The 12,861-nt window shown below is 58.6% G+C and carries 11 protein-coding genes and 1 pseudogene; 5 read left to right on the top strand and 7 right to left on the bottom strand.

Annotation, left to right across the window (positions count from 1 at the left end; translation table 11 throughout):
* Positions 1–8: 8 nt before the first annotated feature.
* Positions 9–219, top strand: a pseudogene (locus tag AB4N64_RS20435) (hypothetical protein); the annotation flags it as partial.
* 578 nt (positions 220–797) lie between these two features.
* Here the strand turns inward: AB4N64_RS20435 and AB4N64_RS20440 are convergent.
* The 7 genes from AB4N64_RS20440 to AB4N64_RS20470 all read right to left on the bottom strand — a co-directional run bounded on the left by AB4N64_RS20440 (position 798) and on the right by AB4N64_RS20470 (position 6,829).
* The gene (locus AB4N64_RS20440) at positions 798–1,307 is read right to left on the bottom strand and encodes a disulfide bond formation protein B (RefSeq protein ID WP_460117876.1); all 510 of its coding nucleotides are present in this window, start codon (positions 1,305–1,307) and stop codon (positions 798–800) included.
* 263 nt (positions 1,308–1,570) lie between these two features.
* On the bottom strand, positions 1,571–2,347 hold the full coding sequence (locus tag AB4N64_RS20445; protein WP_460117878.1) for an ABC transporter substrate-binding protein: 777 nt from the start codon (positions 2,345–2,347) through the stop codon (positions 1,571–1,573).
* Positions 2,348–2,632: 285 nt separating this feature from the next.
* A complete protein-coding gene (moaE, locus tag AB4N64_RS20450) occupies positions 2,633–3,085 on the bottom strand; it encodes a molybdopterin synthase catalytic subunit MoaE (protein ID WP_460117880.1) in 453 nt (150 codons plus the stop codon).
* A gap of 2 nt (positions 3,086–3,087) precedes the next feature.
* Positions 3,088–3,330: a molybdopterin converting factor subunit 1 gene (gene moaD / locus AB4N64_RS20455; protein ID WP_460117882.1), complete on the bottom strand. Its 243-nt coding sequence runs from the start codon at positions 3,328–3,330 to the stop codon at positions 3,088–3,090.
* Complete coding sequence (gene moaC, locus AB4N64_RS20460; protein WP_460117884.1) at positions 3,327–3,800, bottom strand: cyclic pyranopterin monophosphate synthase MoaC; 474 nt, start codon at positions 3,798–3,800, stop codon at positions 3,327–3,329. The genes moaD and moaC overlap by 4 nt, the downstream gene beginning before the upstream one ends.
* 173 nt (positions 3,801–3,973) lie before the next feature.
* Positions 3,974–5,368, bottom strand: coding sequence for a PhoH family protein (locus AB4N64_RS20465; protein WP_460117886.1), 1,395 nt, complete (start codon positions 5,366–5,368; stop codon positions 3,974–3,976).
* A gap of 336 nt (positions 5,369–5,704) precedes the next feature.
* Positions 5,705–6,829 carry a polysaccharide deacetylase family protein gene (locus AB4N64_RS20470; protein WP_460117888.1) on the bottom strand — a complete coding sequence of 375 codons (1,125 nt, stop codon included), beginning with the start codon at positions 6,827–6,829 and terminating at the stop codon, positions 5,705–5,707.
* A gap of 289 nt (positions 6,830–7,118) precedes the next feature.
* On the opposite strand from AB4N64_RS20470, the gene yaaA reads away from it, so the two are divergent.
* From yaaA to AB4N64_RS20490, 4 genes are all read left to right on the top strand, one after another.
* Positions 7,119–7,898, top strand: a complete 780-nt coding sequence (yaaA, locus tag AB4N64_RS20475; RefSeq protein ID WP_460117890.1) for a peroxide stress protein YaaA — start codon at positions 7,119–7,121, stop codon at positions 7,896–7,898.
* Between the two features lie 811 nt (positions 7,899–8,709).
* Entirely contained in the window at positions 8,710–10,026 is a 1,317-nt protein-coding gene (locus AB4N64_RS20480) for a nucleotide sugar dehydrogenase (RefSeq protein WP_460117891.1), read from the top strand.
* 141 nt (positions 10,027–10,167) lie between these two features.
* A complete protein-coding gene (alg8, locus tag AB4N64_RS20485; RefSeq protein ID WP_460117893.1) occupies positions 10,168–11,649 on the top strand; it encodes a mannuronan synthase in 1,482 nt (493 codons plus the stop codon).
* A gap of 35 nt (positions 11,650–11,684) precedes the next feature.
* A complete protein-coding gene (locus AB4N64_RS20490) occupies positions 11,685–12,854 on the top strand; it encodes a PilZ domain-containing protein (protein WP_460117896.1) in 1,170 nt (389 codons plus the stop codon).
* Positions 12,855–12,861: the final 7 nt, after the last annotated feature.

A 12,861-nucleotide genomic window follows, 5' to 3' on the forward strand; every position in this document is an offset into this window, starting at 1 on the left:
AAAGCGCAATGCAGTTGGGTTTTGATCGCCAACACTTCACCCTGCCAAGGGTTGGCATTTTTTCTTGGATTGAATAAGGGCTGGCCCGTCGCGCGTCAGACGCTGTTCGACAAATCCTGGGCTAGCGGTGAGTTCTTATTCGAATTCGTGGTCAAAGGCCTTGTTACAGACCAATTCCATTTGGTGCGGATAGTTGGAAGGCACCGACACCAGGGGCTTCGCATGAGGCCATCAGCCTCTCGACGCCCTACTCTGCTCATTCACCTGGGTGAAATGGGAGAGTGCCGGGAATTCAGTGCGGGCGATTGTAGATATATGACGATCCATAAACCATGTCTCATCCCGAAATAATTAATATCCAAACCGGCAACAATTCTTGACCAATTCTGCAAAAGTGCGCCATGTTATCGAAATTGATTCGCAACAAAAACACCAAAAAATGTAGGTCTATGGTGCGCAATTCAGACAGTGTCCGAGGTCTCAGGATTGCCCATCACCCTGCCTTAACCCCTGTGTGACGGGGGCCAAGGCCATTTGCCATAACCTGTTAAAACTGCCTGCTCCCGGAAGATGCAGCGTTAACTCGACAGCACCGGACCCGCGCTTTTTTCTTGTTTGGAACAGGGTCAATCGAGCACGCAAAAATGCCCTGCGACACCTGCGCCGCGACAACATGTCGCACATGCGCACCCCGCATTCTTGACGTTCATCAAGGACTTTGCGGGCATCCCCTGAAATGCAAAACGCCCCGGCTCTCGATGAGGGCCAGGGCGTTTTGGATGAGCGTGACGATGCTGTCAGCGTAACGCCTTGCGATTACGGGAAGTGAGCAGAGGCACCAGCACCACCACCAGCACAAACGCCAACAGCGCCCACTGCGCCAGGGACAGACCGAGGATCGGCGGGTACGGCGTCGAGCAGAAACCGTCGACCTGGAAACCCAGCGGGAAGATCTTCGCCAGTGGCAGGTCATCGACAATCGGCTGCAGCACATCGATGCCGCAGCTCACCGCCGGATAGAACTGGGTATAGACGTGATGCCCAGCGACCGCGACGCCGGCCAGGGCGCAGATCACCACCAGGGTTTCGAACACCGTGATGCTGCGTCGCGTGCGCATTGCCGCGCCGATAAAGGCGAAAATCGCGATCAGCAGCAAGGCGTAACGTTGCAGGATGCACAGCGGACACGGCGCCTCGCCCAGCACGATCTGCATGTACAGCGCGCCGCCGATCAACGCCAGGCAAATGATGCCCAGCAAAACCAGATAGCGCCGCTCACGGCCCAACCGCATCGTTTCCTCGGTCATTGCGTTTCCCTTCCAGATATCGATTGATCGCAAGTCTACACGCTGGCCCGGACCTTGAAGAGCCCGGGGTGCGTGCAATGGATGTCGGGAATAAACGATAAGTCTGTTAAGGAAGCATTAACTCCAGACACCTTACCTCCTCTGTAGGAGCGAGCTTGCTCGCGATGGTCTTCACGATAACGCGGGCTGTCTGACACCCTGCGGTGCCTGGGAGTCCATCGCGGGCAAGCCCGCTCCCACAGGGGACGGGGTGAGAGGATTAATCAGTCCCCGTAGATATCGGACTTGAAATACTTGTCCGAAATCTTCTGGTACTCGCCACTGGCGCGGATCCCGTCGATGGCGCTGTTCAATTGGCTGACCAGTTCGCTGTTGCCCTTGCGCACGGCAATCCCCGCGCCCTCGCCCACGTACTTGGGGTCCTTGAGTTCAGGACCGACAAAGGCATAACCCTTGCCGCGCGGCATTTGCAGGAAGTCATTGAGCGGGATGGTGTCGGCAAAGATCGCATCCAGCCGCCCGGCCGCCAGGTCCATGTAGATCTCTTCATTGTTACCGTAGCGCTTGACGGTAATGCCCTTGGGCTCGAACACCTCCGTGGCATAACGGTCGGTCGTCGTCGCACGCTGAACGCCGACAGTCTTGCCCTTGAGGCTGGCGTATTGGTCATCGACCACCGCACCTTCCTTCATGACCAGGCGCGAGGAGGTGAAGTAGTACTTGTGCGTGAAGTCCACCGACTTCTTGCGATCTTCGTTGATGGTCATGGACGACAGCGCCATGTCGATTTTCTTCACTTTGAGGGAAGGAATCAGACCGTCGAACTCACCTTCGACCCAAACGCACTTGACCTGCATCTGCGCGCACAGCGCATTGCCGATGTCGTAGTCGAACCCGACGATTTCGCCCTTGTCGGTTTTCGAGGCGAACGGCGGGTAAGCCGCTTCGATGCCAATGCGCAGGGTTTTCTCGGCGGCAAACACGCTGCTGCACGCCAACAGGCTCAGGGCCAGACCGGTGATGAGGGGGAATTTCTTCATGTTCGTTCTCTCGCGGGTTGTTGTTGGTTTGGCAAGACGAAAAGAAGCAGTTGCAAGCTTGAAGCTACAAACGTCACGATTTGTACTTATAAATCCATACTGGACTTTTATGTACATGACGTCAATTGGGTGCAGGGGGATGGGGCGGCCGGTGGTCGGCTGTTAAGCGGGAAAGGCGAGGTGTGACCAAGGCCCAATCGCGGGCAAGCCCGCTCCCACAGAGATCTCGCTAAACCTGTGGGAGCGGGCTTGCCCGCGATTGCTGACGAATGGGCACCGCAGGACCTACTGCTTCCAGCGATCCGCCGCCGAATGGTCGCTGTCTCGCCCTTCCACCCAGCGCGGTCCGTCTCGGGTGGTTTCTTTCTTCCAGAACGGTGCGCGGGTTTTCAGGTAGTCCATGACAAAGTTGCAGGCATCGAACGCGGCCTGGCGGTGGGCGCTGGCGGCGCCGACGAAGACGATGGGTTCGCCCGGCTCCAGGGCGCCGATGCGGTGCAGCACTTCCAGCTTGAGCAACGGCCAGCGCTGCTCGGCCTCGACCGCGATCTTGCCCAGGGCCTTTTCGGTCATGCCGGGATAATGCTCGAGAAACATGCCCGCCACATCCAGGCCGTCATTGAAGTCACGCACGTAGCCGACAAAACTCACCACCGCGCCGACCCCGACATTGGCGGCGTGCATGGCGTTGACTTCGGCGCCCGGATCGAACGCCGTGGACTGCACGCGAATCGCCATGTTCAGCCCCCGGTCACAGTCGGAAAGAATGCCACTTCATCGCCGTCGCTCACCGGCTCGTCGAGTTGGCACAGGTCTTCGTTGCGCGCGCACATCAGGTTCTGTTCGCTGAGCACGTCGGCACCGTCGCGCTGTGCCAGCAATGCACGCACATCATCGACCGTGGAAAAGTTGCCTTCGACTTTCACCGAATCGACACCCAAGGCTTCCCGGTATCGCGCAAAAAACTTCACAGTGACTTTCATGGCTGATCCGCCTGGTAATGGCCGCTCTTGCCGCCGAGTTTTTCCAGCAAGCGCACGGTTTCGATGGTCATGCCGCGATCCACGGCCTTGCACATGTCGTAGATGGTCAGGGCGGCAACACTGGCGGCAGTGAGTGCTTCCATCTCCACGCCAGTCTGCCCCGACAACTTGCAGGTCGCGCGGATATGCACGGCGTCCTCACCTTCAGCGCTCAGCTCGACCTTGACGCCGGTCAGCATCAACGGATGGCACAGGGGAATCAGATCGCTGGTTTTCTTCGCTGCCTGAATGCCGGCGATACGCGCCACGGCAAACACGTCGCCCTTGGGATGGCCACCGTTGACGATCATCTGCAGGGTCGTCGGCAGCATGCGCACCCGCGCCTCGGCCGTGGCCTCACGGAACGTGACGGATTTTTCGGTGACGTCGACCATGTGGGCGCGACCTTGGGAATCGAGATGAGTCAGCACGGGGCCTCCTTGAGGCAGCGGCAAGCGGCGAGCTACAAGCGGCAAGTAAAAACGCAGTCCAGCCGTGGATATGAAAGCGGTATTTAAGCAGCCGAAAGCCGCAAGCTACAAGCGGTAAGTGAAGATCACTCGGTCCGCTTGAGGCTTGCAGCTTGCAGCTTGCAGCTAGTGGTTTACAGATGCGATTCGGCGTATTCGGCCAGGATCGAACGTGGGACCCCTTGCAGGGTGATGTGGACGCCGTTCGGGAAGTCCTTGAAGCGTTCAGTCAGGTAGGTCAGCCCGGAACTGGTCGCGGACAGGTAAGGGGTGTCGATCTGTGCCAGGTTGCCCAGGCACACCACTTTGGAACCGGCGCCGGCACGGGTGATGATGGTTTTCATCTGGTGCGGCGTGAGGTTCTGGCATTCATCGATCAGGATCAGGCTTTGCTGGAAGCTTCGGCCCCGGATGTAGTTAAGGGATTTGAACTGCAACGGCACTTTGCTGAGGATGTAGTCGACGCTGCCATGGGTGCTTTCGTCATCCATGTGCAAAGCTTCGAGGTTGTCGGTAATGGCGCCGAGCCACGGCTCCATCTTCTCCGCTTCGGTGCCGGGCAGGAAACCGATTTCCTGGTCCAGGCCCTGCACGCTGCGGGTAGCAATGATGCGGCGATAGCGTTTGCTGACCATGGTCTGTTCAATCGCGGCAGCCAGGGCCAGGATGGTTTTACCGGAACCGGCGGCGCCCGACAGGTTGACCAGGTGAATGTCCGGGTCGAGCAAGGCGAACAGCGCGAGGCTCTGGTAGATGTCACGCGGCTTGAGGCCCCAGGCTTCCTGGTGCAGCAGCGGCTCCTGGTGCAGGTCGAGGATCAGCAACTGGTCGTTCTCGATCTCCTTGATCCAGCCGACAAAGCCTTGCTCGTCGATGATGAACTCGTTGATATGGACCGCTGGCAGGTTGTCGATCAGCTTCACCTGGTGCCAGGTGCGGCCATGGCCCTGACGGGTTTCGACCTTGCTCACCAGGTCCCAGAACGAACCTTTCATCTCGTGGTAGCCGTTGGGCAGCAGCGAGACGTCGTCTACCAATTGGTCGGTGCTGTAGTCCTCGGCCGCGATTCCACAGGCGCGGGCCTTGAGGCGCATGTTGATGTCTTTGGTGACCAGCACGACAGGCAGCTCGGGCTGACGCGCGTGCAGATCGATCAACTGATTGATGATGATGTTGTCGTTCAGGTGCTCGGGCAGAATCAGGTTCGGCTCGGCACGCTTGCTCATCAGAATTGACAGCAAACCCTTGGGCCCACTCTTGCCGCGCTGGATAGGGACACCCAGTTCAACGTCTTCGGGGCTGGCTTCGCCCAGGGTCTTGTCGATCAGGCGGATCGCCTGGCGACACTCGGCCGCCACGCTGTGATGCCCGCTCTTGAGCTTGTCCAGTTCCTCAAGCACGGTCATCGGGATTGCGACGTGGTGTTCTTCGAAGTTCAGCAGGGCATTGGGGTCGTGAATCAGTACGTTGGTATCGAGTACATAGAGGATTGGCTGGTTGGAGGAAGAACTACGTCCGTGGTCATCCATACTCGGTCACCTTATGTGGGAGCCATTCGACGCAATGCCTTGACGGCGCTGCGCCTCGAAGGGACTGCCGAACTCACCTGCAAGGGATCAAGTGAACTGCACACAAGTAGGGTCTTGGAAGACGCCACCTGTGTCGCAGGTTTCGGCGGTCTGTCTTCGTAATACTCCAAAACCCATGACAGAAAAAAGCACTTTGACGTTTTTTTGAAGTTTATTTTTCAGAGTGACGAATAGCCCTTGGCGTGCAGGCAATGTGCCGTTAAAGTCGGAAGTCCGCCTGCATCGAATTTCCCCGCAAAATCGCCCCAAACCCAATGTTTACGGGCAATCCAGCCTTCAGCGAAACGCATCCTGGCAATCTTCCCAGCCGATCCCGCTGGGCGCCGTTTGCGTGATCAACCAAGGCAGCGCCGTTTTCACCCCATCCTGCTTGACGTTGAAGTTGATCACCCCGTGCCGCCACAGCAGCATCAAGGTCAGCACCCGCTGGGCGCTTTGATTGGGCTTGAGCTTGCCGGCGCCATCCTGGGCGTCGATGTCCCACAACGCCACTTGCAGGCCCTGGGCGTTGAAGAAGCCTTCAGCGTCCGAACGGCGCTGGCCATCGGGCGGACGGAACAGCGGTACGTAGTTCTCCGGTAGCTTGCTTTTCACCAGCTCGGCACTGCGCCGCACCGAGTCCTGCCAGTCCTGCCAATGACTGTGGGAACGAAATTCCCAGCCCTGCACGCCAATGCATTGCGTGGAATACGTGGCTTGCAGGCTGCTCACCGAACGGTCACCCAGGCGCGCCTGGATATCCTTGCCAAGCACAAAAAAAGTGCCGGTCAGGTTGGCCTTGCGCAGGTACTCGGCGACCCACGCGGTGTTGTCCGGCGCGGCATTGGCGCCGCTGTCGAAGGTCAGCAGGAACAGCCGGTCGTGCATCGACTCGCCATTGCGTTCGTACTCGCCAAAACGATCGATTTCACTGCTGGTCTGCGGGAACAGCGCGGCCTTGCGCAGTTGCTCATCGAGGTATTGTGCGTGGAACAGCCGGCTCGGCTCGGCCCACTTGATGTAGTAGCTGTCTTCGCTGATCTGGAACTTCTGCGCCTGCTCGCGCAGGGTGGCCATGTCTTCGACCAGAAAACAGAAGGAAGCGTCCTGGTCGCAGCTTTTCTGGGCATGGTTATAGTTGTCCAGCAAGCGTTGCCAGTAACGTTCACGCAGGCGATTGACCGACTCCATGTTGATGGTACGCAGCCCCAGGCGCTGGGCCAGGCTGGCCTCGTCCAGGGATTCGCTGGCCCACAGCACGCGCGCGAACATAAGAATTTCCGCCCGGGAAGCCACGTCGAACAAGGTTGGATTTTTGAGCTGTTCCGGCCAGGTGCCGCGATCGAGGGTCGCGACATCGCCCGGCGCCGCCACCGCACCAAAACTCAACAGCCAGGTAAAAAGCAGAAAACCGATACGCAATGGGATGTCTCCATAACAAAACCCGCGCGGCACTATAGCTGATAGTGCCCTTATTCCCGCAGCACAGACGAACTCCCCTGTAGGAGCGAGCTTGCTCGCGATGGTGGCCCAGGCTCCGCGGGCATCCAGACAGCCAGCGTCATCGTTGACGTCCATCGCGAGCATGCTCGCTCCTACAGGGATCTGATTGATTGAGGGATTGTGGCCAATCATCACCTATCACCTCGATAGCTGGAGTCATCCCCCCCAACCCCCGTAGAATCGCCCCCACATTAAAGGAGACGATTTCATGCTGATGGTGATTTCCCCCGCCAAGACCCTCGATTACGAAACACCGCCGGCGACCCAGCGCTTTACCCAGCCGCAGTACCTCGACCATTCCCAGGAATTGATCCTGCAATTGCGCGACATGACGCCCGCGCAGATCAGCGAGCTGATGCACGTTTCCGACAAGATCGGTGGTCTCAACGCCGCACGTTTCGGCAGCTGGACCCCAGCCTTTACCCCTGACAACGCCAAGCAGGCACTGCTGGCCTTCAAGGGTGACGTGTACACCGGTCTCAACGCCCAGACCTTCAGCGAAGCCGATTTCGATTACGCCCAGCAGCACTTGCGGATGCTGTCCGGCCTGTATGGCCTGCTGCGCCCGCTGGACCTGATGCAACCGTATCGCCTGGAAATGGGCACTAAACTGGCCAACGCCCGGGGCAAGGACCTGTATGCCTTCTGGGGCACACGGATCAGCGAATGGCTGAACGAAGCCCTGGCCGATCAAGGCGATGATGTGCTGCTGAACCTGGCATCCAACGAGTACTTCTCGGCGGTCAAGCGCAATGCCTTGAACGCACGCATCATCAATACCGAGTTCAAGGACCTGAAAAACGGCCAGTACAAGATCATCAGCTTCTACGCGAAAAAAGCCCGGGGCATGATGAGCCGCTTCGTCATCGAGGAGCGAATCAACGATCCGGCCCACCTCAAGCAATTTGACGTTCAGGGCTACCGCTACAGTGCTGAACAGTCGAAACCCGACAGCCTGGTGTTCCTGCGCGATCACGCACCCGAATAATGCACCGCCCTGGCGCGCGACAAAATGCCCCCGTCGTGCGCCCTCCTTTGATCGTCCTACAATTACCTCGCCACTCGTCAGCATTTTGACGACAAAAAACCGTCCACCGCCATCATGACTTTAGTTTCACTCGACTGAATCGATTTTTTTCAGTAGTGGCACTGAAAATAATTCTTGGTGCTGGCACAAAAATATCTCACCTGTTTAACCCCCTGTGTAACAAGGGCGAGACAGCAAGTGCCATCAATTTGAAAGCAGTGCCATCCTTTTCAATATTTCAAAAAATTTCAACATTCGCGATGGGTGGGTCGGAACTATGTCAATTTGCATAGCTCATACCACCGGTAGCGATTATCTCTGGATATGTACGAGATAACTTACGTAGAGACGCGACGTGAATGGTGAAACTGTCACACCAACTTCGCCACAGTAATAACGGATCTGCGCAAGACCTGCAGCAAAGGAGATAAGGCATGACTGCTATCACCTATACGGCCAAGACTGCGCCCCAGTAAACGTGCTCTCCCGAGCACCAAAACCCTTGATCCACGGGCCTTACGCCCGGCATCGAGTGTGAACGAGTGTTGCCCGAACAACCTCGAACCCGAGGACTCGGCTGCATAACGGGGCAAGTCATAACAATAAGGCCTAGTTGCGCACATCTTGAGTGCACTTATTTAGACACTCGGAACTTATATGCCTGCACACGGCACTGCGACGCCTGTCAGCCGCACTTCCGAGTGCACTAGTACCGCTGAATACCATTAACTCCGGCCATGTAATGGCTTGATTAAACACAGAGGAAAATGCGATGCGCATCAGCATATTTGGTTTGGGTTACGTCGGTGCAGTGTGTGCCGGTTGCCTGTCTGCACGGGGCCATGACGTTGTTGGCGTCGATGTCGCCAAGGACAAGATCGACATGATCAACGCCGGCAAATCACCGATCGTTGAACCGGGTCTGGGCGAACTGCTGGCCAAGGGCATCGAAACCGGCCGTCTGCGTGGTACGACCAACTTCGCCGAGGCGATTCGCGATACCGACCTGTCGATGATTTGCGTCGGTACGCCGAGCAAGAAGAACGGCGACCTGGAACTGAACTACATCGAGGCGGTGTGCCGCGAGATCGGTTTTGTCCTGCGTGAAAAATCCACCCGCCACACCATCGTGGTGCGCAGCACCGTGCTGCCGGGCACCGTCGCAAACGTTGTCATCCCGATTCTCGAGGATTGCTCGGGCAAGAAAGCCGGCGTCGATTTCGGCGTGGCCGTCAACCCTGAATTCCTGCGTGAGAGCACCGCGATCGCTGACTACGACCTGCCACCGATGACTGTCATCGGCGAGTTCGACAAGGCTTCCGGCGATGTCTTGCAATCGCTGTACGAAGAGCTCGACGCACCGATCATCCGCAAGGACATCGCTGTCGCCGAGATGATCAAGTACACCTGCAACGTGTGGCACGCCGCCAAGGTGACCTTCGCCAACGAGATAGGCAACATCGCCAAGGCCGTCGGTGTCGATGGTCGTGAAGTGATGGACGTAGTCTGCCAGGACAAGACGCTGAACCTGTCCCAGTACTACATGCGCCCAGGCTTTGCCTTCGGCGGTTCCTGCCTGCCCAAGGACGTGCGCGCCCTGACCTATCGCGCCGGCTCCCTGGACGTGGAAGCACCACTGCTCAACTCGCTGATGCGCAGTAACGAAGCCCAGGTGCAGAACGCCTTCGACATCGTCTCCAGCCACGACAAACGCAAAGTTGCCCTGCTGGGCCTGAGCTTCAAGGCCGGTACCGACGACCTGCGTGAAAGCCCACTGGTCGAGTTGGCTGAAATGCTGATCGGCAAGGGTTTCGATCTGGAGATCTACGACAGCAACGTCGAATACGCCCGTGTCCACGGCGCGAACAAGGACTACATCGAGTCGAAGATCCCTCACGTCTCGTCCTTGCTCAACTCCGACTTCGACGCAGTCATCAACAACTCCGACGTGATCATCCTCGGCAACCGTGACGAGAAGTTCCGCACCCTGGTGCAGGAAGTCCCGCACGGCAAACAAGTGATCGACCTGGTGGGCTTCATGTCTCAAGCCACCAGCGCCAACGGCCGCGCCGAAGGCATCTGCTGGTAAGGCTGCCTTCCCTGTAGGAGCGAGCACGCTCGCGATGGTCGCCAACGATGACGCTGGCTGCCTGACACCCAGCGGTGTTCCCGGGTTCATCGCGAGCATGCTCGCTCCTACAGGTTCCACGGATCGAGACGGATACACATTATGCACAGGCTAAAGAATGGCCTACTCCAGGCCGCCGGTTGGCTGTTTTACTTGACTCTCCTGATGGGGATCGCCACGGCGTTGCCAACGTCCACGTTCGACTCCGAGTCGAAGGACTTCATTTTCCTGATCGGTATCGTCGGTATCTGGCGCTACTCGATGGGCGCCACGCACTTTGTGCGCGGCATGCTGTTCCTGTACGTGGTCTACCCGCACCTGCGGCGCAAAGTGCGCAAGCTGGGCAAAGCGGCTGACCCGTCCCACGTTTTCCTGATGGTCACCAGTTTCCGTATTGACGCGCTGACCACTGCCCAGGTCTACAGCTCGGTGATTCGCGAAGCCATCGACTGCGGCCTGCCGACCACCGTGGTCTGCTCAATCGTGGAAATGTCCGATGAGCTGCTGGTCAAAAGCCTGTGGAACCGGATGAACCCGCCAGAGCGGGTCAAGCTCGACTTCGTGCGTATTCCCGGCACCGGCAAGCGCGATGGCCTGGCCTACGGTTTCCGTGCCATCTCCCGTCACCTGCCGGACGACCGTGCCGTGGTGGCCGTGATTGATGGCGATACCGTGCTCGCCGAAGGCGTGGTGCTCAAGACCGTGCCGTGGTTCCAGATGTTCGGCAATGTCGGCGGCCTGACCACCAACGAATTCTGCGAAGTGCGCGGCGGCTACATCATGAGCGAGTGGCACAAACTGCGATTCGCCCAGCGTCACATCAACATGTGTTCGATGGCTCTGTCCAAACGCGTGCTGACCATGACCGGCCGCATGTCGGTGTTCCGCGCCTCCGTGGTGACCAACCCGGAATTCATCGCCGACGTGGAAAGCGATTCGCTGCAGCACTGGCGCCTGGGCCGCTTCAAGTTCCTGACCGGTGACGACAAGTCGAGCTGGTTCAGCCTGATGCGTCTGGGCTACGACACCTTCTATGTCCCGGATGCCGCCATCCACACCGTTGAGCATCCGCCAGAAAAGAGCTTCATCAAGGCCAGCCGCAAGCTGATGTTCCGCTGGTACGGCAACAACCTGCGCCAGAACTCCCGTGCCTTGGGCCTGGGGATCAAGCGCCTCGGTGCGTTTACCACGGTGGTGCTGTTCGACCAGCGCGTGTCGATGTGGACTTCGCTGCTGGGCCTGACCGTGGCGATCCTCGCCAGCTTCAAGTACGGCACCGCGTTCATCCTGGTTTACCTGCTGTGGATCGGCATTACCCGCCTGATCCTGACCCTGTTGCTGTCCTGCTCCGGCCACCGGATCGGTCCGGCTTACCCGGCGATTCTGTATTACAACCAGATTGTTGGCGCGCTGGTGAAGATCTACGTGTTCTTCCGCCTCGACCAACAATCCTGGACTCGCCAGCCCACTTCCCTGACCCGTGATCTCGCCAGCTTTCAACGTTGGTTCAACACCTGGTCGTCTCGGACCATGACCTTCTCTGCCGGCAGCATTTTTGTCGCCGTGCTGCTGATGATGGTCTGACCGAACTCGCCTGAATTAACTAGGAAATCGCCCATATGAATACCGCCGTCAACGCCAACGTAGTGCATGAATCCGAAGCCCAGCGCCAGCACGCCCGTGTGAAAATCCCGGCCAAACTGCGTTTCTTCGGTCCGGACCGGACCCCGGTTGAAGCCCGGGTCCTCGACCTTTCCGCTGGCGGCCTGGCATTCAACGCCGGTCAACTGCCGCTGAAGATCGGTGACGCCCACAAGGCACGCCTGCAGTTCGTCATCGACAACCTCGGCCTGGCCATGGACGTTGAACTGCAAGTGCGCTCCTTCGATCGCCAGACCGGGCGCGTCGGTTGCCAGTTCCAGAACCTGGAACCGCAGGACATTTCGACCCTGCGCCACCTGATCACTTCGCACCTGGCGGGCGACATTGTCAGCATCGGTGAAGTGCTGGCCACCCTGCAGCGCGACAACTTCACCAAGGCGCGCAAACAGAAGGACGGCAGCCAGGGCATGAGCGCCTTGGGTCGCCTGCGCGCAGTGACCTTCAGCCTGGGCGTGTTCATCGTCGGCCTGGCGGCGTTCGGTTTCATTTTCAAATCGGTGTACGGCATGTACTTCGTCAGCCACGCCCAGGCCGGTCTGGTCAGCGTGCCGGGCATGAACATCACCATGCCGCGCGACGGCACCGTGCAAAGCCTGATCAAGGCTGACGGCGTGGCCGCCAAAGGCGCGCCGCTGGCGACCTTCAGCACCAGCATGCTCGACGTACTCAAGGGCCATCTGGACGAAGACCAGTTGCAACCGGCCAAGGTTGAAGAACTGTTCGGCAAGCAAATGACCGGCACCCTGACTTCGCCATGCGACTGCACCGTGGCCCAGCAACTGGTTGCCGACGGTCAATACGCCAGCAAGGGTGACGTGATCTTCCAACTGGTGCCGCGCAACAGCGAAGCCAACGTCGAAGCGCGCTTCTCCTATCGCCAGTTCAACGACGTACGCCCAGGCACCACCGTCAGCTTCCAGATCGCCGGTGAAGACCAAAACCGCACCGGCAAGATCGTGAGCAGCAGCAGCTTGAAAAGCGCCGACCTGTCCTCCGACATTCGCGTCCTGATCCAGCCTGACGAGCCGCTGGACAGCAAGTTCGCCGGTCGTCCGGTGGAAGTGAACAGCGACCGCGGCCCGAACCTGAACTGGCTGATCAACAAAGCCATGGCCGCTGGCCTGTAAGCGGAGG

This window comes from Pseudomonas sp. S2_C03 (assembly GCF_054668405.1).